At 56.4% G+C, this 22,053-nt stretch carries 24 protein-coding genes; 8 read left to right on the top strand and 16 right to left on the bottom strand.

Features of this window, described 5'->3' with window-relative positions; translation table 11 throughout:
- Nucleotides 1–45: 45 nt before the first annotated feature.
- Nucleotides 46–456 (top strand): type II toxin-antitoxin system RelE/ParE family toxin, encoded by a 411-nt coding sequence (locus tag LB462_RS03655; protein ID WP_370637041.1) that lies wholly within the window; start codon nucleotides 46–48, stop codon nucleotides 454–456.
- Nucleotides 443–715: a helix-turn-helix domain-containing protein gene (locus tag LB462_RS03650; RefSeq protein WP_224505982.1), complete on the top strand. Its 273-nt coding sequence runs from the start codon at nucleotides 443–445 to the stop codon at nucleotides 713–715. The genes LB462_RS03655 and LB462_RS03650 overlap by 14 nt, the downstream gene beginning before the upstream one ends.
- Before the next feature lies 1 nt (nucleotide 716).
- On the opposite strand, the gene prfB is transcribed toward LB462_RS03650, so the two are convergent.
- The 12 genes from prfB to LB462_RS03590 all read right to left on the bottom strand — a co-directional run bounded on the left by prfB (nucleotide 717) and on the right by LB462_RS03590 (nucleotide 12,716).
- A protein-coding gene (gene prfB, locus LB462_RS03645; RefSeq protein ID WP_112530937.1) for a peptide chain release factor 2 occupies nucleotides 717–1,845 on the bottom strand; the annotation gives its coding sequence in 2 pieces (ribosomal slippage) (nucleotides 717–1,775 and nucleotides 1,777–1,845; 1,128 coding nt in all).
- A 251-nt stretch (nucleotides 1,846–2,096) separates the two neighbouring features.
- On the bottom strand, nucleotides 2,097–4,556 hold the full coding sequence (locus LB462_RS03640) for a penicillin-binding protein 1A (protein WP_224505981.1): 2,460 nt from the start codon (nucleotides 4,554–4,556) through the stop codon (nucleotides 2,097–2,099).
- Nucleotides 4,557–4,875: 319 nt separating this feature from the next.
- On the bottom strand, nucleotides 4,876–5,055 hold the full coding sequence (locus LB462_RS03635; protein ID WP_112530935.1) for a hypothetical protein: 180 nt from the start codon (nucleotides 5,053–5,055) through the stop codon (nucleotides 4,876–4,878).
- A 66-nt stretch (nucleotides 5,056–5,121) separates the two neighbouring features.
- Nucleotides 5,122–5,487, bottom strand: coding sequence for a GFA family protein (locus tag LB462_RS03630; protein WP_224505980.1), 366 nt, complete (start codon nucleotides 5,485–5,487; stop codon nucleotides 5,122–5,124).
- A gap of 76 nt (nucleotides 5,488–5,563) precedes the next feature.
- The gene (locus LB462_RS03625) at nucleotides 5,564–6,742 is read right to left on the bottom strand and encodes a BaiN/RdsA family NAD(P)/FAD-dependent oxidoreductase (RefSeq protein WP_224506043.1); all 1,179 of its coding nucleotides are present in this window, start codon (nucleotides 6,740–6,742) and stop codon (nucleotides 5,564–5,566) included.
- A complete protein-coding gene (locus LB462_RS03620; RefSeq protein ID WP_224505979.1) occupies nucleotides 6,739–7,533 on the bottom strand; it encodes a YdcF family protein in 795 nt (264 codons plus the stop codon). The genes LB462_RS03625 and LB462_RS03620 overlap by 4 nt, the downstream gene beginning before the upstream one ends.
- Before the next feature lies 1 nt (nucleotide 7,534).
- Nucleotides 7,535–8,014, bottom strand: a complete 480-nt coding sequence (locus LB462_RS03615) for a GNAT family N-acetyltransferase (protein WP_224505978.1) — start codon at nucleotides 8,012–8,014, stop codon at nucleotides 7,535–7,537.
- Nucleotides 8,005–9,486 (bottom strand): Asp-tRNA(Asn)/Glu-tRNA(Gln) amidotransferase subunit GatA, encoded by a 1,482-nt coding sequence (gene gatA / locus LB462_RS03610; protein ID WP_224505977.1) that lies wholly within the window; start codon nucleotides 9,484–9,486, stop codon nucleotides 8,005–8,007. Before gatA ends, LB462_RS03615 begins: the two co-directional genes overlap by 10 nt.
- Nucleotides 9,487–9,501: 15 nt before the next feature.
- Nucleotides 9,502–9,984, bottom strand: coding sequence for a GNAT family N-acetyltransferase (locus LB462_RS03605; protein WP_224505976.1), 483 nt, complete (start codon nucleotides 9,982–9,984; stop codon nucleotides 9,502–9,504).
- 8 nt (nucleotides 9,985–9,992) lie between these two features.
- Nucleotides 9,993–10,280, bottom strand: a complete 288-nt coding sequence (gene gatC, locus LB462_RS03600; protein WP_224505975.1) for an Asp-tRNA(Asn)/Glu-tRNA(Gln) amidotransferase subunit GatC — start codon at nucleotides 10,278–10,280, stop codon at nucleotides 9,993–9,995.
- A gap of 90 nt (nucleotides 10,281–10,370) precedes the next feature.
- Nucleotides 10,371–11,963, bottom strand: a complete 1,593-nt coding sequence (locus LB462_RS03595; RefSeq protein ID WP_224505974.1) for a hypothetical protein — start codon at nucleotides 11,961–11,963, stop codon at nucleotides 10,371–10,373.
- 48 nt (nucleotides 11,964–12,011) lie between these two features.
- The gene (locus tag LB462_RS03590) at nucleotides 12,012–12,716 is read right to left on the bottom strand and encodes a metal-dependent hydrolase (protein ID WP_224505973.1); all 705 of its coding nucleotides are present in this window, start codon (nucleotides 12,714–12,716) and stop codon (nucleotides 12,012–12,014) included.
- Nucleotides 12,717–12,813: 97 nt separating this feature from the next.
- Here LB462_RS03590 and ruvX point away from each other — a divergent pair, with 97 nt between their 5' ends.
- Nucleotides 12,814–13,314, top strand: a complete 501-nt coding sequence (ruvX, locus tag LB462_RS03585; protein WP_224505972.1) for a Holliday junction resolvase RuvX — start codon at nucleotides 12,814–12,816, stop codon at nucleotides 13,312–13,314.
- Here ruvX and LB462_RS03580 read toward each other — a convergent pair.
- Nucleotides 13,278–13,613: a DUF6105 family protein gene (locus LB462_RS03580; RefSeq protein WP_112530923.1), complete on the bottom strand. Its 336-nt coding sequence runs from the start codon at nucleotides 13,611–13,613 to the stop codon at nucleotides 13,278–13,280. The genes ruvX and LB462_RS03580 overlap by 37 nt on opposite strands.
- A gap of 249 nt (nucleotides 13,614–13,862) precedes the next feature.
- A complete protein-coding gene (locus LB462_RS03575; protein ID WP_224505971.1) occupies nucleotides 13,863–14,771 on the bottom strand; it encodes a LysR family transcriptional regulator in 909 nt (302 codons plus the stop codon).
- Between the two features lie 161 nt (nucleotides 14,772–14,932).
- Here LB462_RS03575 and LB462_RS03570 point away from each other — a divergent pair, with 161 nt between their 5' ends.
- Nucleotides 14,933–15,796, top strand: a complete 864-nt coding sequence (locus tag LB462_RS03570; protein WP_224505970.1) for an NmrA family NAD(P)-binding protein — start codon at nucleotides 14,933–14,935, stop codon at nucleotides 15,794–15,796.
- A 1-nt stretch (nucleotide 15,797) separates the two neighbouring features.
- Here the strand turns inward: LB462_RS03570 and LB462_RS03565 are convergent, their stop codons facing one another.
- Nucleotides 15,798–17,429 carry an acyl-CoA dehydrogenase family protein gene (locus LB462_RS03565; protein WP_224505969.1) on the bottom strand — a complete coding sequence of 544 codons (1,632 nt, stop codon included), beginning with the start codon at nucleotides 17,427–17,429 and terminating at the stop codon, nucleotides 15,798–15,800.
- A 262-nt stretch (nucleotides 17,430–17,691) separates the two neighbouring features.
- Between LB462_RS03565 and LB462_RS03560 the strand changes: the two genes are divergently transcribed.
- From LB462_RS03560 to dprA, 4 genes are read left to right on the top strand one after another with little or no spacing between them, the layout of a single operon-like run.
- Nucleotides 17,692–18,657, top strand: a complete 966-nt coding sequence (locus tag LB462_RS03560; RefSeq protein WP_224505968.1) for an aspartate carbamoyltransferase catalytic subunit — start codon at nucleotides 17,692–17,694, stop codon at nucleotides 18,655–18,657.
- Entirely contained in the window at nucleotides 18,654–19,940 is a 1,287-nt protein-coding gene (locus tag LB462_RS03555; RefSeq protein ID WP_224505967.1) for a dihydroorotase, read from the top strand. Before LB462_RS03560 ends, LB462_RS03555 begins: the two co-directional genes overlap by 4 nt.
- 20 nt (nucleotides 19,941–19,960) lie before the next feature.
- On the top strand, nucleotides 19,961–20,575 hold the full coding sequence (plsY, locus tag LB462_RS03550; protein WP_224505966.1) for a glycerol-3-phosphate 1-O-acyltransferase PlsY: 615 nt from the start codon (nucleotides 19,961–19,963) through the stop codon (nucleotides 20,573–20,575).
- Nucleotides 20,572–21,705 (top strand): DNA-processing protein DprA, encoded by a 1,134-nt coding sequence (gene dprA, locus LB462_RS03545; protein WP_224505965.1) that lies wholly within the window; start codon nucleotides 20,572–20,574, stop codon nucleotides 21,703–21,705. Before plsY ends, dprA begins: the two co-directional genes overlap by 4 nt.
- On the opposite strand, the gene LB462_RS03540 is transcribed toward dprA, so the two are convergent.
- Entirely contained in the window at nucleotides 21,673–21,873 is a 201-nt protein-coding gene (locus LB462_RS03540; protein WP_224505964.1) for a hypothetical protein, read from the bottom strand. The two genes, dprA and LB462_RS03540, sit on opposite strands and share 33 nt — an antisense overlap.
- Nucleotides 21,874–22,053 lie beyond the last annotated feature (180 nt).

The following is a 22,053-nucleotide window of genomic DNA, read 5'->3' as shown; positions in this document are numbered from 1 at the left end:
CTTAAGCTTAAGGTGTCATTTGCTGTGTGAGTCAGCCATGAAACAATGGCTGGTAGGTTTGATTTATTTTTTTCAATAAATTTGTGTTTATATCCAAAGCAGTATATTTTTATGAAGCAATTGAGATTTCTGGGAGACTCGATCAAACGGCTACGTGATTTTCCTGCAATGGCAAGGCAGGACGCGGGCTATCAACTGGACAAGGTGCAACGAGGCGAACGGCCTGACGACTACAAGCCAATGCCAACAATCGGCCAGGGTGTGGAAGAACTCAGGATATGGGACGATAGCGGGACTTATCGGTTGATCTACACTGCACGGCTGTTAGATGCCGTCTATGTTCTAAGCGCATTTCAGAAGAAAACGCAGACCACGCGAGCACAAGAGATCAAGCTTGCAAGGGTGCGGTACAAAGAACTCAAAAGGCTATTGCATGCTGGAGATGGAAAAGTTTGATAGTGTTTGGGATGCGATCGCCGACACACCTGCCGAGGCCGCGAACCTGCGGACTAGAGCAGAGCTGATGAGGCAGATCGCCAAGATCATCGAAGAAAATGGTTGGAAACAGACCGAGGCAGCCGTCCATTGCGATGTGACGCAACCGCGCATAAATGACTTGTTGCGCGGTCGCGTTTCGCGGTTCTCACTAGACGCGTTGGTCAATATAGCTACAGCTCTTGGCCGCCGCGTCCACATTGAACTCGAAGCGGCCTGAATCAAGCTATGTCTTCGACTTCGACATCCGATCCGTGCACGCGGTGGGCCAAAGCGGCCTCCATGAACATATCGACATCGCCGTCGAGTACATCCTGCGGGCTCGTGCTTTCAACGCCGGTGCGCAAATCCTTCACCAACTGATAGGGTTGCAACACGTAGGAGCGGATCTGATGTCCCCAGCCGATATCCGTCTTGGAGGCTGAAATAGCATCTGCGGCCTGTTCTCGCTTTTCCAGTTCCGCCTCATAAAGACGAGCGCGCAACATCGACCAGGCGGTCGCGCGGTTCTTGTGCTGCGAACGCTCTGCCTGACACTGCACGACAATACCCGTGGCGATATGCGTGATACGAACCGCCGAGTCCGTCGTGTTGACGTGCTGACCACCGGCACCGGATGCGCGATACGTATCGATGCGGACGTCTGCTTCGGTGACCGCAATGTCGATATTGTCATCGACGACCGGGTAGACCCAGATGCTCGAAAACGACGTGTGCCTGCGGGCATTTGAATCATAAGGCGAGATGCGCACGAGCCGATGTACACCGGATTCCGTCTTCAAAAGACCGTAAGCATTATGCCCCTTGACCAGGATGGTGGCAGATTTGATGCCAGCTTCTTCGCCATTGTGGACTTCGAGCAGCTCGACTTTCATGCCCTTGCGCTCTGCCCAGCGCGTGTACATGCGCAGGAGCATATTCGCCCAGTCCTGGCTTTCCGTACCGCCGGCACCGGAATGTACTTCCAGATACGTGTCGTTTGCGTCGGCTTCGCCAGAGAGCAACGTATCGATTTGGCGACGATCGACTTCCTGTTTGATGGCGCGGATATTCTCTTCCGCCTCGGTCACGATCGACTTGTCGTCCTCCTCCTCGCCCATGGCGATGAGTTCGACATTATCATCGAGCGACTGCGTCAGCGTGCGAATCGAATTGATGCCGTCTTCCAGCTGCTGGCGCTCGCGCATCAGCTTCTGCGCTTCCTGCGCGTCGTTCCAGAGGGTTGGATCTTCGGCGAGCTGATTCAGATAGCCAAGGCGCTTGATTGACGTATCCCAGTCAAAGATGCCTCCTCAGCAGGCTTATGGCCTGCTTGATCTCATCGACGAGGGTCTCGATTTCGGCGCGCATCGGCAATCCGTTCCTTCTCTATGCTCAAATTTCGGCGGACCATATTGACTGGTCCGCGCGATGTAAAGTGTTCGGGTTCGATGCAAATGATCGCGGCAGGACCCAGCTGGGGCTTTTTGAGAATTCAGCCTGATGAGGTAGCTGGTGTGATTTTCGAGACCCGAAGCGCAGTGGACATTTTCGTCCACGAGCATCGGAAGCGGAGAAAATCGCATCAGATATCCATCAGGCTGAAGTTATCGAAAAGCCCGTCAGAAGAGGCCGCCGCCGCCGCCCTGTATCGCCCGATTGACGTTCGGCGACTGCACGCCCACAGGCGAGCCTTCAGAGAACGTATCCATGCCGATGACGGAATAGCTGTCGGCAGGTCCTGTACCCGGCTTGAAAGCTTCCATGATCACATTTGGACCACCAGGCGATGCTCGCATGCCTGTCTTGCGATCGATCGGAAGAATGCTCATGCCTTCCGGCACGCGGAAATCGACGGAGCGCTGCCCCTGGAGCGCAGCTTCAGCAAAATCCTTGAACACGGGTGCCGCAAGACCACTACCGGTAAAACCGTGACCCATGGGCGAAGGATTGTCATACCCAAGGTAGACACCGAAGACCAGATCCGGCGTGAAACCGATGAACCAGGCGTCTTTTTCATCGTTCGTGGTTCCGGTCTTGCCGGCTATTGGTCGGTTGAGGCTTTTCAGGATCGTCGCAGTGCCGCGCTGAACCACGCCCTCCATCATGGAGGTGATTTGATAGGCGGTCATCGGGTCGAGCACCTGATCGCGATCGTCGATCAGCTCGGGTTCCGGCTGATTTTTCCACTCGTCCGCCGAACAATTATCGCACTTGCGCTCGTCATGCTTGAAAATCGTCTTGCCGTAGCGGTCCTGTATCCGGTCGATCATCGACGGTGTTATCTTGCGACCACCATTTGCAATGATCGAGTAACCCGTGACCATGCGCAGAACCGTCGTTTCGCCGGAGCCGAGTGCCATGGCGAGAACCGGCAGCATCTTGTCGTAAATACCGAACCGTTCGGCATATTCGGCCACAAGTTTCATGCCCATGTCCTGGGCCAGTCGCACAGTCATCAGATTGCGCGACTGCTCGATACCGTAGCGCAATGTCGACGGCCCAGCGAATTTGCCGCCGTAGTTCTTCGGCGCCCAGATTCCAAGACTGCCGCCCTGATCGACGGAGATGGGTCCATCGAGCACAACCGACGCCGGTGTGTAGCCGTTGTCGAGCGCAGCGGAGTAGACGAAAGGTTTGAAAGACGAGCCCGGCTGACGCATTGCCTGCGTTGCCCGGTTGAATTCGGATTCGGCAAAGGAGAAGCCGCCGACCATCGCAAGCACGCGCCCCGTATGCGGATCCATCGCCACCGCACCCCCTTCGATTTTCGGCACCTGATGCAGATCGAATTCGGTGTCGCTGCCATCCTTCCTCTGAACGAAGATCACATCACCGACGTTGAACACGCTCTCCAGCGATTTCGCAGTGGTGCGCTTTTCATCATTGAGCAGGCGGAATGCCCATTTGACATCCGCCGCTGCGATGGTGCCCTGCTTGCGTTCGGCGACGAGCTTGTCCGATGCGTCCCGCTCAGGCTGAAGCCCGATGGTGGCTTGCTCCGGCGTGACCTCGAGAACGACGGCCAACTGCCAATCAGGGACATCGGAAAACGCCTTTATTTCTGATAGAGGAATGCCCCAGTCGCCGTTCATCGAAATGGTTTTGTAGGCGCCGCGATAGCCTCGCGCTTCATCATATTTGAACAAGCCATGCTGCAACGCTGCGCGCGCCTGCACCTGCATTTTCGGATCGAGCGTTGTGCGAACCGACAGGCCGCCCTCGTAGAGGGCATTTTCGCCATAGCGGGCGATGATTTGACGCCGGACTTCTTCCGTAAAATATTCGGAAGCAAAGAGATAATTGCCAGTGTGACGCGGCGTGACGCCGAGCGGTTCCGTCTTGGCCACTTTTGCTTCCTCGGCGGTCACATAGCCATTTTCAGCCATGCGGTCGATTACCCAGTTACGGCGCTCGACGGCCCGGTCCGGCTGTCGGAACGGGTGGTAATTCGATGGGCCCTTGGGCAGCGCTGCGAGGTAAGCTGCTTCGGCTACGGTCAGTTCATTGACCGATTTGTTGTAGTAGGTCAGCGCAGCCCCGGCGATACCGTAGGAGTTCAAGCCAAAGAAAATTTCGTTCAGATAGAGTTCGAGAATACGATCCTTGGAATAGGCCTGCTCGATGCGAAAGGAAAGAATCGCCTCCTTGACCTTGCGCCCGATCGTCTGGTCGTTGCTCAGGAGGAAGTTCTTTGCAACCTGCTGTGTAATCGTCGATGCACCAACCGGGCGGCGTGAGCCCCAATTCTGGACATTGGTGATGACTGCACGGGTAAGACCAGCAATATCTACACCGGGATGTTGATAGAAATTCTTGTCTTCTGCCGAGATGAACGCTGCCTTGACGCGATCGGGAACTGCCTGGATTGGCAAATAGAGCCGGCGCTGGCGCGCGAATTCTGCCATCAACGAACCGTCGGACGAGTGAATGCGTGTCATGACCGGCGGCTCATACTTCGCCAGCACTTCGTAGTCGGGCAAATCCTTCGACATGTTGACAACGTAGAGCGCGACGGCACCCGCTCCCAGAAGCGCCATGACAGTGCCGATTCCGAAAAAATATCCGATCAAGCGTATCATTTGTATCCGGAACCCATTTCACCTGTTGGCATGTGCGTTACCAATGCATGAGCAGATCATGCAGATTGCATCGTGGAAGACACCAATTCCGAAGGTCTTCCCGGTCCGGCAATCGAATAGTGCAATGCCGGTAACTCGTTGACGCAATTGAGCGACAAATGTGACAAAGGCAAGGACAACCCGCGCGTGTTCACAATATAAATACCAATTGTGGGGTTTGGGCAACGCACGGAAGAGTGATTTTCTTTACAATCTTAAGGCAATGAGCGGTCGCAAGGACCTCCACTGCCCCTCTCTTCGCCGAAACAGTACGTATTGCCTAACTGGTCGTAATTCCGACTTTGCGCTGAATTTCTTCGGTGGTTTCCTTCACGAAGAACGTCAGCCCCGCCGTGGTTGTCACAATGTGGGTCCCTGTTCCATACGGGTTGAAAGAGACGACATGAGCGAAGTTAAGTGTAATGTGATCGCCATTGACGTCAGTCAGATTGATCCACATGGCCGTACCTCCCTGCTTGCAACGAACATGCTCAGGGAAGCAGGATTCCCTCGCTGAGGCAATGACTTACCAGAGATTTCTCCCGTCCAGCGTTTCCAGCGGTAACGAACCTATATCGAAATTGTCGAAGAGGCGGACGTTAATGCTAATTCGTGGCTTGTCGAAATCCGGCTTGTAATCAGTCCATGTCGGAACTCGTGAAAATGTCCCGCAACCGCAAACGTTGCAGTGATGGTGCTTGTTCATGCCATTGCGCGAATAGACTGTATCGGCCTCGGGCGTTGCCGAAAGCTTCACCTGATCGGGAGTAAAATACGCCCATATCGCACCGCGTTTTGTGCAAAACGTACAGGTGCACGCCGTTACAATGGTCGGCGCCTCACTGATTTCGAATTTGATCGCGCCACAATGGCAACTTCCCAGAATTGTCATGCGCTTCTCCCGAGATCAATTTTTTATCCGGTAATGATAGCGATAGAGTTCACGATTGAAACCAATAATCGCGTTGCTATACCGCCTGCCCTGCAACCCAGCCAGATGACCATGCCCATTGAAAATTATAGCCGCCGAGCCAACCGGTTACATCGACGACTTCACCGACAAAATAAAGACCTTTTGTGGATCTGGCTTCCATCGTTTTCTGGTCAAGCATATCCGTATCGACGCCGCCGAGCGTCACCTCCGCTGTACGGTAGCCTTCGGACCCTGCTGGTCTGACTTGCCATTCATTGACCGATCTTTCCACGGCAAGAAGCTGCTTGTCCGAAATATCCGCCAGATGCGCTTCTATCCCGCTGTTCTCCGCGATCAGTTGTGCCAGGCGTTTCGGTAATAATTCACCAAGCGCCGTCTGCAGCGCTTGCCGGCCGTTGCGGGTGCGTGCGGCGCGCAGTGCCTCGAAGACCTTGACGCCCGGCAGCATGGCAACAGAAATCACATCGCCTTCCCGCCAATAGGATGAAATCTGCAGGATAGACGGACCACTCAGACCGCGATGAGTAAACAGCATGGCCTCGCTGAACCTGGTTTTGCCGTGACTCACAACGGCATCGACGGAAATGCCGGACAGGGGCTTGAGCGGAACAAGCGTGTTCTCGTCGAAAGTCAGTGGCACCAGCGCCGGGCGTGTTTCGGTGAGCGAAAGCCCAAATTGTCGGGCAATATCGTAACCGAAACCAGTCGCGCCCATTTTCGGTATGGATTTTCCGCCGCAAGCAACGACGAAGGACGAACACCGTACGCGTTCGCCCGACAGATCGAGTTCAAATGCGTCGCCTGATTTCGCGACAGCATCGACCGTCGTACGCAAACGGAGCTCAACCCCGGCCCGCTTCATTTCCGCAACCAGCATATCTATGATCTGCTTTGCCGAGCCATCGCAAAAGAGTTGGCCGAGCGTCTTTTCATGCCAGGCAATGCCATGGCGATCAACGAGACCGACAAAATCGCGCTGGGTGTAGCGCCGCAGGGCCGAAATGCAAAAATGCGGATTCTTGCTGATAAAGTTCTGAGGTGCAGCATGGAGATTGGTGAAATTGCAGCGGCCACCGCCCGATATGCGGATCTTTTCGCCGGGCGCGGCGGCATGGTCGACAATGAGTACCGAGCGGCCGCGCTTACCTGCCTCAATGGCGCACATCATGCCTGCAGCGCCAGCACCTATGATGAGGACGTCCACCTGTTTCATGGCGATGGCAAAAGCTCGCCCGTCCGCCCCGTCAGCCGGTAGGCGACGAGTCCAATCCATTCTCTCAGTGCTATCGACACGTTCTGCAGCGAATCCTGCGGATTGTCATGCGTCACACCTATGCCTTCATCACCTGAAGTCCGGTAGTCGGAGGGCCAAGGCACGACATTGAACCCGACCGTGCGAAAGATCCCCATGGAGCGCGGCATATGAAAGGCCGACGTAATCAGTACCCAGGTTTCGCCGGGTTTCGGCTTCACCATATCCTTCGTGAAAACCGCATTTTCATAAGTGTTGCGCGACTGGCTTTCCATGATGAGCCGATCCGGGGCGATGCCGAGTGCTGTCAACAAGCGGGGTGCCGTCACACCATCGCCCTCGCCCTTGAGCAACAAATTACCCGATCCACCAGTCACGACGACCTTGGCTTGCGGATGACGCGCTGCGAGAATAGCCGCCTCGACAAACCGGTCGCCGCTGGAGTTCATCTCATAACCACCGCGGACAAGATTCACGCCACCCTCGAAACCGCCGCCTAGCACAATGATCCCGTCGATCTTTTCCGGCAACGAGACCGGGCGCTGAAAGCGGTCCTCAAGCGGATGCATCATCAACGCGCCCAACGACGTCCAAGCACCAAGGCCGAGGATCAGAAAAGCCCCCGCCGCTGTCACCAAAGCGAAACGCCGCCAAGTCAGCAGCAGCAGAAAAAACGTCAGACCGATCAGCAATATGGAGAAATTCAGCGGCTCGGCAAAGAACCAGAGGATTTTGGACAGAGTGAAGAACATCCTATCTCAGCTCCGCCAGCATTTTTACCTTGTCCATCTCACGCTCGAGGCTCGTCGACCATTCCGGCCCCTGTTCGATGACAGTGAAGCCTTCGCGCTCGTAGAGACGGATGGCCTTCACATTGCGCGCATGGGTGCTGATCCGCGCACGCAAATACCCCGCGTCGCGAATATTGGACATCAAGGTGCGGAGAATTGCCGAACCGATCCCTTGGCCCTGAACGACGGGATCGACCCACAGATCGGAGATATAATCGTTGTCCTCTTCCCGGGCGCCCCAACCAAGCACGACGTTGTCCAGTTCACCCACCAGAACATTTGTGTAGGACGAATCTGCGAAGGCGCGGAATGCCTTTTCGACGTGCATTCGCATGCCGGGCAATTCGGGTTCGAACGAAAAAACGTTTGACGCCCAGGCGCGGGCGCCGACCGCAGCGATGACTGCAATGTCGGCTTCTATTGCACGCCTGACTACCACCATTTCGGAGCGTTGAACTTGCCTGCTGCCTGTTCGATGACATAGGCGGTCTGAAAAAGCGTTTCCTCGTCGAACGGCCGCCCGATCAGCTGCAATCCGAGCGGCAGTCCGCGTGCATCGAGGCCAGCGGGGACAGCGATGCCCGGAAGACCCGCCATGTTCACGGTGACGGTGAAGATGTCATTGAGATACATTTTGACCGGGTCTGCCGCCATATCCTGATCCGCAATGCCGAATGCAGCCGAAGGCGTGGCTGGCGTCAGGATCGCATCGACACCCGCGTGGAAGACGTCTTCGAAGTCCTTCTTGATCAGGTTCCGCACCTTCTGCGCCTGAAGGTAGTAGGCGTCGTAATACCCGGCAGACAGCACATATGTGCCGATCATGATGCGGCGCTTGACCTCTTCGCCGAAGCCGGTGGCGCGGGTCCTTTCGTACATGTCCACGATGTCCTTGCCGGGAACGCGCAGGCCGTAGCGTACGCCATCATAGCGGGCAAGGTTCGATGAAGCCTCGGCAGGCGCCACGATATAATAGGCGGGCAGTGCATATTTCGTATGCGGCAGCGAGATATCGACGATCGAAGCGCCGGCGTCTTTCAGCCATGCAATGCCCTGCTGCCACAGCTTTTCGATTTCTTCCGGCATACCATCGACGCGGTACTCCTTGGGAATACCAATCTTGAGGCCGGCAAGCGGCTTGCCGATGGCCGACTCGTAGTCCGGCACGGCTATATCGACCGACGTCGTGTCCTTCGCGTCGACCGATGCCATGGATTTGAGCAGGATGGCCGCATCACGCACGTCGCGGGCAATCGGCCCGGCCTGATCCAGCGAAGAGGCAAAGGCGACGATGCCCCAGCGCGAGCAGCGGCCATAGGTCGGTTTGATGCCGACAGTGCCGGTAAATGCGGCTGGCTGGCGGATCGAACCGCCCGTATCGGTGGCGGTGGCACCGGCGCAAAGCCGTGCAGCAACGGCAGCCGCCGAGCCGCCAGAGGAACCGCCGGGTACAAGATCGGTGTTGGAACCTTTGGCGCGCCACGGGTTCTTCACGGGACCATAGTAGGAAGTTTCGTTCGACGATCCCATGGCAAACTCATCCATGTTGAGCTTGCCGAGCATGACCGCGCCATCCGCCCAGAGATTGGCGGTGACGGTCGACTCGTAATGCGGCTTGAATCCGTCGAGGATATGCGATGCGGCCTGGGTGTGGATGCCTTCGGTACCGAACAGGTCCTTGATGCCAAGCGGAATGCCTTCGAGCGCTCCGGCATTGCCCGAAGCAAGGCGCGCATCCGAAGCTTTCGCCATCTTCAGCGCCTTTTCCGGCGTGGTGACGATATAGGCGTTCAGTACCTCGTTAGCGTTCTCGATCGCCTGGATATAAGCGCCAGTCAGCTCAGTGGCGGTGATCGCCTTGGCTTTCAGCTGCTCGCGCGCCTCGGCAATGGTGAGAGCGGTCAGATCGGTCATAGTCTTTTCTGGTCCTTATTGAGCTGGCGCGAGGGCCAGCCACTTTTCGTAAAATGCACTGTGTTCCGAGTCCGGATAATCGAGGAGGACGCCGCAACGCGTGAACCCCGAGCGCTCGTAAAGCCGGTATGCGTCGGCGAAACCCGCTCCAACGCCCGTTTCGAGAACGAGCCGCGTGACACCCTTTTCCTTGGCGAGTTCGGTTATGGCCTCGAGCAAGGCCGACCCGACGCGCTGGCCCCGCACCGTCGGCCGCGTGAACATGCGCTTCACCTCGCCAACGTGATTTCCATGGTCTTTCAGAGCGCCGCAACCGACTGCCACACCATTCTCGTCGCGCGCCACGAAAACCGTCGTATCTGCGCCCGCCATCTGTTCCACAGTCATCTTGAACTGGAACTCGATGGGCGACAGCGGCAAAAGATGATCATTAAGGTCGCTAACCAGCGCCCTTACGTCATCCTGCAGTGGCGTTTCAATGGCAACAGAAATAGCCATCGCTTCGCTTACTCCACCACTTTCGGCACAACGAAGAAATTCTCTTCATGGATCGGTGCGTTGGCGACAATATCAGCTGCCTTTTCGCCATCGTCGACAACGTCCGCGCGCTTCTTCATCGCCATGGGCGTGACGGATGTCATCGGCTCGACACCATCAACATTCACTTCGTTCAACTGTTCGACAAAGCCTAGAATAGTGTTCAGCTGCCCTGTCATACGGGCCGCATCGTCTTCGCTCACGGCAATACGGGCAAGATGCGCAACGCGTTTGACGGTGGAAATATCGACAGACATTCGGGATTCCTGAAAATTCGGATCTTGGATTACGCAGCTATAGTGTCCGTTGCGGCCGAGCGCAACGGACAAGACGATTTGAAAATGGTGCTATTGCGGGGCTGGCGGGGCAGGATCCGAATTGTCCTCCTCGTCGTCAGGCACGATCACATTGTCATCCTGCGTCGGGTCGTCGGGCATCGTCGTCGTGTCGTCGTCAGTTGCCGGATCGACGACGGGATCCGGGCCCTTTACCGGATTCCCGTTGACGCTCACCGACCCGTCGGATTTCTGATCGACGATCCATTGTATGTGCCCGTTTGGCAGCTGCGTGCCGAAGTCCTTGGCGAGTTTGGCGAACACGATGTAGTTCTTGATTTCGGGCTCCTGTTCGGAGGCCGTGGTCAACCGGGCTACAACCGCATCGAAATTGCTCATCTCCCAGGTGGTGTGGCTCTCCGGTTTCAGAGCGGTGAACGAGACCTCGCCTTCAACCGAAAGCTCGGTATCAGTTGTTCGGATAAAGCTCCTGTTGATGACCATCTTCGGCGGGTTGGCCATGAATGCGGCAGCGGTGTTTGCTTCAAACTCGTCGGAAAACGGCTTTGCACGGCTCAAATCCATGTCGGCGACTGCTGCCCGGACAACCGTGTCGAGATCAAGACCTTCCGTACCAAACGCGAATTCTACATCAGTCGGCAAAAATGGTACGCTCCACGCAGGTATCGGCAACGCGGGATATCCGAGACCGTTGGTCCGCAGGGCATAGTGATAGCCGCCGCTCTTGCTGATGCCATCGAAGTCGATTTGCTGAGACATGGTCTTGGCAGCAAATGGTCCAATAGGAGTCTCGACGTTGAGATCGGAAAACTGGTACGCGCCCGAAAGCTTGTCCCAAAATGGCAGAGCGGCGAGGAACTTTGCCTTCAGATCGGCCTGCTCCTGATCCTTCAGCGTTGTCTCGTCTACATGCGCGATGAAAAATTTCCAGAGCTCCAGAAACTCCAGATTGCGAAGGCCCTTGCCTTCCGCATTGGCGCCGATCTGGCCGCCGCTCAGAACGATCTTCATCGGCTGCGCGGCAGTCGCGACATCTCCTGAAGGCGGCGATTTGACAGTCACAGTTTCCAGAAAGTTTGTCGCAGAATGGTTGCTGCTGAAATCAATACCGCCAGATGGCGCAGCCATGCCAAGCATTTCACCTTTGGCCGAATTGACACTCGCTTCGACGTCCTGGGTAGGGCTTGTCGTTTTCATTTTCACGGTGCCATAGGAAAACGACGCCTTCGAGAAAGCGCCGATTTTGGGATCGAACGTTCCGTTGATATTCGCATTGTCAACGGACCACTGAACCGCCTCTCGCCCCTCCGGGGTTGTTACCTCGACTGACCCACCGGGAATCGCTGTCGATGAGACATTCCAGGACCCGTCGGCAACTGGCTTTATCAGCAGGCTGTATTCACCAAAATCGCCCTTGAAATAATCCTGCTTGGGAAGTGTTTCGATCAACCTCGCTGTGCTGAAGGTAATGCGGTAACTGTCTCCATCGGGGACAACCGAGACGATATTCTTCTCGATCGCTTTCTTTCCAAGATAGTTGGACAGAAGTTCGGTAAGCGCTTTTGCACCGGAGACATCGACAGCCTGTGCATGCACCGGCGTCGTGGCAACCAGCAAACACGAGATCAGAAACAGTTTACGCACTTGCGCTCCAAGGATTGTGAATTGACGAACGTGCTGTAGCACTATGCATCAAACCGTAAAAAGCGCATTCGCACTGGCAACGATAACTTCGCTCGTACCGCCTTCCATACCGGCGACGAACTTATCAGCCGTCTGATCGATGATCGGAAACGACCCGTAATGGCAAGGTATGACTTTGCTGAATTTGAAATAGCGCCTGCTCGCGAGCGCAGCAACTGCACCGCCCATGGTGAAGCGGTCACCGATTGGAACAATACCGATTTCCGGCTGATGCAATTCATTGATCAGCGCCATATCGGAGAAGATGTCCGTATCGCCCATGTGATAAAGTGTCGGTTCATCGTCGAAATGCAGCACAACGCCGTTGGCTGAACCCAACGAATGGGAAACGCCGTCCTCGGTCATTTGCGCGGAAGAATGCAACGCATTGACATAGGTTACGGTGAAACCGTCATAGGACACCGTGCCGCCTGTATTGGTCGGATCAACGCGATTGACACCGCGCGAGCCGAGCCACGTTACCAGATCGGCATTGCCGGTCACCAGCGCGCCTGTCTCCTTCGACAGATCAATCGTATCGCCCACATGATCGCCGTGGCCGTGGGTCAGGATGATGTGTTTGACGCCCTTCGCAGCCTCTTTCACGTCCACGCCCTTGGCGCTCGGGTTCCCGGTCAGGAACGGGTCGATAAGAATGGTATTTTTTGCTGTTTCAATCCGAAAGGCCGAATGGCCAAGCCAGGTAATCTTCATATCCATATTCCTTCAACTGCAAGTGAACCCTCGCCATAGGCTTCTATTGCCGGTATGTGACAATAAAGCGATCCATGAAAGTGCGGAACCTATCAAATTGACGGTACTGACAATTGAACAGCTCGAAGAGCACGTCGCGGATGGCAAGACTGTAGCCGGCCTTGACCTTGGTACGAAGACAATCGGTATCGCCATTTCCGATCGCGGATTCTCCTTCGCCAACCCCCGTCCCGTGCTGAGGCGCAGCAAATTCACCCACGACGCACAGTATCTATTGAAGGCTTTGAGTGCTGACAATGTCGGCGCAATCGTCATTGGACTGCCGGTGAATATGGACGGCAGTGAAGGTCCCCGGGTGCAAGCTACCCGCGCTTTTGTCCGCAATATGGAAAGGCTGACCGGGTTGCCATTTGTTTATTGGGACGAGCGGCTGTCGACCGTTGCGGCCGAACGGGCCTTGATCGGAATGGATGTATCGAGACAGAAGCGCGCCGAGCGGATCGATTCAGCGGCAGCAGCCTTCATCCTCCAAGGCGCGTTGGACCGTCTGCAAACCCTGCGTCAGGAAGCCGACGTGGATGGCAATTCCTCGACATAGGTTGCTGCGGTTGCTGCACGTGCAGCACGCCAGGCCTGCACCCAGGCAATGATCTGACGACGGCGGCGGAACGCTATCAGACACAGAACGAGGCCGGTATCAACGATGCAGGCGCGTGCAACCAGTGGTGGAATCGTTTCCGGCGGGATTCCCAGGATATTTCCGTAAATTGTGAAAACCTGATCGTGCATCTCGCGGCTGAAGAAAAACATGCCCATGCTGAGGTCATAGAGCGAGAGAAAATACCAACCCCACAGGAAGCCCAGAGGCCCAGCCCAAAAAATCAGGAAGCTGCGCATTCAGTTTCTCCTCGAGTGGGCTGGTCTAATCATTTTGTCTTAACCCTGCGTTTTTGCAGTGCATTTTCAGGTTGTAGTGATATCGTTTAAGAAACACACCGCAACGTAAACCTTTTGTTAAGGTTAATTTATAAAAATTTAATTCAAATTGAAGGCATTAGCGAGCCCCCTTGTGCGCCGCCGATGCGATTTTTTTGGTAAGTCATCAGATTTTTTGACAATACGAGGCAGCACACGCAGCGCGTGCACTTAGTTCGTTGCGATTGTCTCGGCGACGAAGTCGATAAATGCGCGAACCTTCGCCGCCGGCAGATGACGCGAGGGATATAAAGCGTGCAGAGGAAACGTTTCGCCCTGCCAATCAGGAAAGAGTTCGATAAGAACTCCCTCGTCGAGCAAACCCTCAACACCTGTCGACTTGACGCGAGCAATGCCGACGCCGCCGAGGCAGGCACCCAACATTGTTCCAAATTCGGTGACCACCAATCGGCCCGCCGTTTTGACAGACACAATTTTTCCTGCTCGCCGGTAGTCCCAATCCCCGAGCGCTTCGCCGGTCAGAGAATCGCGGACTTGGATGCATTCATGACTTGCGAGTTCCAGCGGATGAATCGGTCGTCCGAATTTTGCCAGATATGCTGGCGAAGCCACGGTGATCGTGCGCGTTTCCAGCAGCTTGCGGACGATGAGAGAGGATGCAGGCGGCTGGCCAAAGCGCACCGCTATATCGAAGCCTTCACCGACTAGATCACCTAGCTGTTCTCGGGTGATCAGTTCCAACGAAATTTCCGGATAGCGATCGAGAAAGCGCCCGATATGGGAAGCCAGCATCATCCTTGAAAAGAACGCATCCACGTTGACTCGCAGGCGGCCCCGCACGACAGCCGAAGACCCCGCGGTATGGGTGAAGGCGTCCTCAATGCCCGACAGAAGAGGGCCAATCTCGCTATAGAGCCGCCGTCCCTCGTCGGTCAGCGTGACGGATCGCGTCGTCCTATCGAGTAACCGGACGCCAACGCTCCGTTCAAGCCGCGTGACGGCCCTGCTCACGCCCGACGGAGACAACCCCAGCGCATCAGCTGCGCGGGCAAAGCTGCCAGCTTCAACGATTGCCGCCAACACACCAACATTGGCCACCAAGCGTCCGTCGAAAGCCATCTCACTGCCTGTCCTCTATTCATGATCCAACATCATGAATGATATGACATAATCGCACTTCCGGCAATAATGATAGAGCCCTTATAAATCTGGTAGCAGATATTCATGAGGCAACGTTTGTCTCGATGTATCTGGAAGCTGAGCAATGTCAGGAGATCTCGATGTACGCCATTACAGGAATAACCGGCCAGGTCGGCGGAGCGCTGGCACAGACACTCTTGGACGCAGGCCGATTGGTCCGGGCCGTTGTGCGGAATTCTGAGAAAGGTCGGTCGTGGGCACAGAAGGGCTGCGAAGTTGCCGTCGCGGAAATGGAAGATCCGTCCGCCCTCACCGCTGCCTTCAAGGACGCTCGCGGCGTATTCGTCTTGCCACCTTCGGAATTCGATCCGGCACCCGGCTTTCCCGAAGCACGTGCTGTCATCGATGCGGTTTACACAGCGATCAAGGCAGCTCGTCCGGGAAAGGTAGTCGTTCTTTCGACCGTGGGAGCACAGGCAACGCAACCGAACCTGCTGACACAAAGAACGCTGATGGAGCAAAAGCTTAGTACACTGGAAATTCCCGTGACTTTCCTTCGTCCGGGATGGTTTATGGAAAACTTCGCTTGGGACATCCCGTCTGCGCGCGACAACGGCGTTATTTCGACATTTCTGCAGCCAATAGACAAAACATTTCCAATGATCGCTACGGCGGATGTCGGTCGCGTGGCAGCTGAACTTTTGCAGCAGGAATGGCAGGGACGGCGGGTTGTCGAACTCGAAGCTGACCATCGTATCAGCCCAGGCGAAGCCGCGGCCACATTCTCCAAGATTTTTGACCGGCCGGTTCGGGTCGAAGCTGTCCCACGCGAGGCATGGGCCAGTCTGTTCAAATCACAGGGAATGAAGGACCCTATGCCACGTATTCAAATGCTCGACGGCTTCAACGAAAGCTGGATCGACTTCGAAGGCGGCGAGCAAAACTCGCTGAAAGGCAAGGTTACCCTGGAAACCGTACTCAAGGGGTTGATCGAAGCCGCATAATTCAGCCCGCCGCCGGATAAAGCGAGCTGATAATATCCTTGGCGTTGTGCCGCGCATCGAGCATGCCGTAGGTCGTGCGCCACTGTCCACCCAGACGGGTTTCGATGAAGGCGTCGGCGATATCTTCGGACTGCAGATGCCGCAGCTCCGCACCAGCGGCCGCGAGCGCCAGTTGCTCGGTCAATATGCGCGCTGCACCTTCATCGTTCTCGGCAACGCGCATTGCTGCGCGCAGGACTTCAACCGTCCCCTGCCCGCCACGCCCGAGTTGTGCGCCGATCCAGTTGAGCACTTCGTCGAAAAGCTGCGGACCGCGTTTCAGCACACGCAGCACATCGAGTGCCATGACGTTACCGGACCCTTCCCAGATCGCGTTGACCGGAGCCTCGCGGTAATAGCGCGCAAGATTGCCTTCCTCGATATAGCCATTGCCGCCGAGACACTCCATCGCCTCGTAGAGCATCGCAGGCGCGATCTTCGCCACCCAGTATTTGACGACCGGAGTCATCACGCGCGCAAATGCAGCTTCGCCGCGGTCTTTTGCGGCATTGTCGAACGCCCGCGCCAGCCGCAGCGAAAGCGCAGTCGCGCCAGCCACGTCGAGTGCCATGTCGGCCAGAACCCGCAGCATTAGCGGCTTGTCGATCAGTGGCCCTTCGAAGACGATGCGATGCCGCGCATGGTGTACGGCCTCTGCCAAGCCCGCCCGCATCAGCCCGGCCGAAGCAATCGCGCAGTCGAGCCGGGTCAGCGTTACCATATCGATGATCGTCTTGACGCCGTCGCCGGGGTTCCCGACCATCTGGCCAAGCGCGTTGTCGAATTCGACTTCCGAAGAAGCATTGGAGCGATTGCCCAGTTTGTCCTTCAAACGTTGAAAACGAAAGCCGTTCGAAGAGCCGTCCGGGAGAATACGTGGCACGAGAAAGCAGGATAACCCCTCACGCGCCTGCGCCAGCACCAGAAACGCATCCGACATCGGCGCCGACATGAACCATTTGTGGCCGGTGATGCGATAGAACCCGCTTCCGGCCGGTTCCGCCTTTGTCGTGTTGGTATGAACGTCGGTGCCGCCCTGCTTCTCGGTCATCCCCATGCCAAGGGTGAGACCCGTCTTTTTTGCTGGCGATTTATTACTGGAATCATATTTGCGCGGCAGGATCAGCGGCGACCATTCGCGATAGAGATTCGGGGCCGCCATCAATGCCGCCAGCGAGGCACTCGTCATGGTCAGGGGGCACAGATGCCCGCATTCCAGCTGCGATGTCAGGTAAAAACGCGCCGCGCGCGACTGATGTCGCGATCCGGCTTCCGGCTTGCCGTCCTCCCATATGGATGAGTGCAGCCCTTGGCTCACCGACCGGCGCATCAACGCATGGTATGCCGGATGATAGTCGACAACATCGATTCGATGCCCCTGACGGTCATGCGTCCTGAGCTTCGGCACCTCGATATTGGCGAGCCTCGCCAGATCTTGTGCGTCGCCGGAGAGCACGAATTTGCCGTTCTGTTCCAGCTCCGTGCGCACGGATTGCGGCAATCGCTTGGTGATCTGCATCATCAGTGGATCGCCGAGATAGGCGTTGAGGCCGGTCATCGGTGGCGTCTGGTTGAGAACGTCGTGGGTTTTCAAGAAACTGTCCTGATTCAAATTTCAATGTTCACGCAAAGTTTCTGTCTATGCGTTTGATTGCGCGTCGAACTCTTTATGGGATGAAGACTCTGACAAGCGGTTAACTCACTCAATATATGGACTCTCGGCCTTTAGTCGATATTCATCGCCATAAACCTTTTCGCACTTTCAGCTTTTCCGATCAAATTATTGGGGAACGAAGCATGTTAGCGCCCAGACCGCTTGCGACAACAGGGCATCGAGCCTATAGGGGGGACTTGATATGACATCAAAAGAGCCCCCTCTCCTGTTTCCCCACCGCCACTTGCTTGGCATCAAGGGCCTTTCGCCTCAAGACATCGTCCAGCTGCTTGATCTTGCCGAGAGCGAGATCGCGGTTTCACGGCAGTCCGAGAAAAAAAAGGCGACCTTGCGCGGGCGCACCCAGATCAATCTGTTCTTCGAGGCGTCGACCCGCACGCAGTCATCGTTCGAACTTGCCGGAAAGCGGCTGGGCGCGGACGTCATGAACATGGCGGTCGGAAATTCCTCGGTCAAGAAGGGTGAAACGCTGATCGACACGGCGATGACGCTCAATGCCATGCGCCCCGATATCCTGATCATCCGCCATGGGTCGGCCGGAGCTGCGGCGCTTCTCGCACAAAAGGTCGGCTGTTCGGTGGTCAATGCTGGCGACGGCGCGCATGAACATCCGACGCAGGCGCTGCTCGATGCGCTGACGATCCGCCGCGCCAGGGGCAAGATCGCCCGGCTGACCGTTGCCATTTGCGGCGACGTTTTGCACTCGCGTGTGGCGCGGTCGAACATGATCCTTCTCAATGCTCTCGGCGCGCGCGTTCGTGTGGTCGCTCCCTCAACGCTGCTCCCTTCGGGCATTGCGCATATGGGCGCCGAAGTCTTCCACACCATGGAAGAAGGCCTGAAAGACGCCGACGTGGTGATGATGTTGCGCCTACAGCGCGAGCGCATGACAGGCTCATTCGTACCATCGGTGCGCGAGTACTTCCGCTATCACGGCCTCGACCGCGAAAAACTCAAATACGCCAAGCCCGATGCGCTGGTCATGCACCCCGGTCCGATGAACCGCGGCGTCGAAATCGCGTCGGATGTAGCCGATGGCTCGCAGAGCGTCATTCAGGAACAGGTCGAGATGGGTGTTGCTGTGCGCATGGCGGTGATGGAAGCACTGCTCGATCCGCGCCGGAATGCTGAAGGAGTGGCCGGATGAGCGCCACCGTTCTGCAAAATGCCCGCATCATCGATCCCTCGCGCAGGCTCGACGAAGCCGGCACGATTATCATCGAGAATGACAGGATCGTCGCCAGCGGCGCCAATGCCCGCAATCAAGGCGCACCAGAAGGCGCGACAATCATTGACTGCAAGGGCAAGGCGGTGCTTCCCGGCTTAGTCGATGCGCGCGTCTTCATTGGTGAACCCGGCGCAGAACATCGTGAAACCATTGCGTCTGCCAGCCATGCCGCGGCAGCGGGCGGTGTCACGTCGATGATCATGATGCCGGATACCGATCCGGTCATCGATAATGTCGCGCTGGTCGAATTCATAAAGCGAACGGCGCGCGATACGGCGGTCGTCAATGTCTATCCGGCAGCCGCAATCACCAAGGGCTTGCATGGCGAGGAAATGACCGAGATCGGCCTGCTGCGCGAAGCTGGCGCAGTTGCTATCACAGAAGGCCGCAATTCAATCGCCAATACGCAGCTGATGCGCCGCGCCCTCACCTATGCCCGTGATTTCGGTGTGGTCCTTGCGCACGAAGCACAGGACCCGCACCTTGGTAGCAACGGCGTCATGAATGAAGGTCTCTATGCGAGCTGGCTAGGGCTTTCCGGCACGCCACGCGAAGCCGAAGTGATCCCGCTCGAGCGGGACATGCGCTTGGCGGCGCTGACGCAGGGCGCTTACCACGCCGCGCAGATTTCGACTGCCATGTCGGCAGAGGTGATTTCCCGTGCGAAGCAGAATGGCCTGAATGTAACCTCGGCCGTATCGATCAACCATCTCTCCCTGAACGAAAACGATATCGGTGAATTCCGCACGTTCTTCCGCTTGCAGCCGCCGTTGCGCCTGGAGGAAGACCGCCTCGCCATGGTGGAAGCCCTGCGCGACGGCACGATCGATATCATTGTTTCCGCGCATGATCCTCAGGATGTCGATACCAAGCGACTGCCATTTGCCGATGCGGCAGCTGGCGCGATCGGCCTTGAAACGCTGCTTGGCGCAGCACTGAGGTTGTACCACAACGGCGACGTTCCGCTTCTGCGCATCGTCGAAGCGATGTCCAGTGCCCCCGCCAGGATTTTCGGCCTGGAGGCCGGTTCACTGCGCCCGGGTTCGAAGGCGGATATGACCATAGTCGATCTTGACGAACCGTGGGTAGTGAAGGAAGAAGATTTACGGTCGCGTTCCAAGAACTCTTGTTTCGAGGGTGCACGTTTTCAAGGCCGGGTTGTACAGACATTTGTTGCAGGGAAGTCGGTCTTCACGATCTAATTCACCTAAGGGGACGATGCATGTCGGATTTCTTCACTGGGCAGGCAGGAGTTCCGCTCCTCCTCTTTGCGCTCGTTTTCGGCTACCTGCTCGGATCCATCCCTTTTGGTCTGATCCTGACCCGCATGGCGGGGCTTGGCGACGTGCGCAGCATCGGTTCCGGCAATATCGGCGCCACCAATGTGCTACGCACCGGCAACAAGAAACTCGCCGCCGCAACATTGGTGCTGGACATGCTGAAAGGCACCGTGGCGGTGTTGATCGCCGGCATCGCCAGCCCTGAAGCCGCAATCATTGCAGGCTTCGGTGCCTTCCTCGGCCATATCTTTCCGGTCTGGTTGAAATTCAAGGGGGGCAAAGGTGTCGCGACCTATCTTGGCGTTCTGCTCGGGCTGTTCTGGCAGGGTGCGCTGATCTTCGCCGCAGTCTGGCTGATCGTAGCCTACACGTCTCGCTATTCTTCTCTCGCTGCCCTTGTCGCAGCCGTCATCGTTCCGGTTGCACTCTACATATTAGGGGTGCACCAGATCGCAGCGCTTTTCCTCGTCCTGACGATCATTGTCTTCATCAAGCATAGGGCCAATATCCAGCGTCTTGTCTCAGGCACCGAAGGCAAGATCGGCGCTAAAGGATGAATGAAGAAAAGAAGGGCATACGCCTTTCTGACAGCCAGCGCTTGAGCTGGCTTCGGTTGATCCGCAGCGAAAATGTCGGTCCCGCGACGTTCCGCGACCTGATCGTTCATTGCGGTTCTGCGAGCGATGCATTGGAAATGCTGCCCGAACTTGTCAGGCGCGGCGGCGGCGGCCGGCCAATTCGAATTGCCAGTCTGCAGGACGCTGAACGCGAAATGCAGGCGGCGACAAAGATGGGCGCCGTTTTCGTCGGCATCGGTGAGCCCGACTATCCCCGCTATCTTCGCCAATGCGACAATCCCCCGCCATTGGTCACGATCAAAGGAAATCCCGAGGTGTTCAGGCTACCGCCCGTTGCCATCGTGGGCGCACGCAACGCATCGTTGGTGGGGATCAAGTTTGCGCGGATGATCGCACGGGAGCTGGGTGAAGCCGGTTACGCGATTATCTCCGGTCTTGCACGTGGAATAGATACGGCAGCTCATGAGGCCAGCCTGGACTACGGAACAGTGGCCGTCATGGCAGGCGGGCTGGACGTCCCCTATCCCCCGGAAAACCTCAATCTCTATAAGGCGATAAGCGCGCGCAATGGGGCCGCGATCAGTGAAATGCCGTTCGGTTGGGATCCCCGTGCCCGGGATTTTCCGAGGCGCAACCGTATTATCGCCGCCCTGTCGCTGGGCCTGGTCGTGGTTGAAGCCGCCGAACGCTCCGGCTCACTGATCAGTGCCCGGCTGGCGGGAGAACTTGGCAGGCTTGTTTTCGCGGTCCCTGGCTCTCCTCTCGACCCGAGGGCCAAGGGCACCAACGGGTTGTTGAAAAACGGAGCCATCGTGACAACCAGTACCGAAGACATAATAACTGCATTGACGCCACTGGTCGAACGGCCTGTTTTCGACGATCCGGCGTTTCTTGCACCAGATATGGATTTCCCGCCAATCAATCCACCCGACGAAACCGATCGGGACCGGTTCGTCAATCTACTCGGCCCCGTTCCAGTCGATATCGACGACCTGATCCGTACCAGCGAACTACACCCGTCGGTGGTAATGCTGATTCTGCTCGAACTCGATCTAGCTGGACGTTTGCAGCGTCACTCAGGCGGACATGTTTCGCTTGTTTACGCGTGAAGCTGCCCCCAGTTCCTTCTGCAACTGGTCACTGCTTTCGATATATGCAATTTCTATAAGATACGCCAACATCTCCAGCCGGTTCGTTTTGGCCATTGCTCGTAACTCACCGAGCATTTGCTGAATAAATCTGGCGTTTTCAATTTGATCAATTCGACTTTCGCTCATAATTTGATCCTCAAATATAAATTTATATCGAAAATATGCGCTATACTTTGACTCAGAATATCTTAATTTATGCCTATATAAGCTGCTGTTTTTTATACTCTATATACGAAACCATAAATGACTCACACGAGAATTCACCACAGGCTTGAACCCATAGGGAAAATACCATTAATTGCATAA

This window comes from Phyllobacterium chamaecytisi (assembly GCF_020164455.1).
In the GTDB taxonomy this organism is placed as follows: domain Bacteria; phylum Pseudomonadota; class Alphaproteobacteria; order Rhizobiales; family Rhizobiaceae; genus Phyllobacterium; species Phyllobacterium chamaecytisi.
Note: the sequence above shows the minus strand (reverse complement) of the source record. Positions and strands in the feature narration are given on the sequence as shown.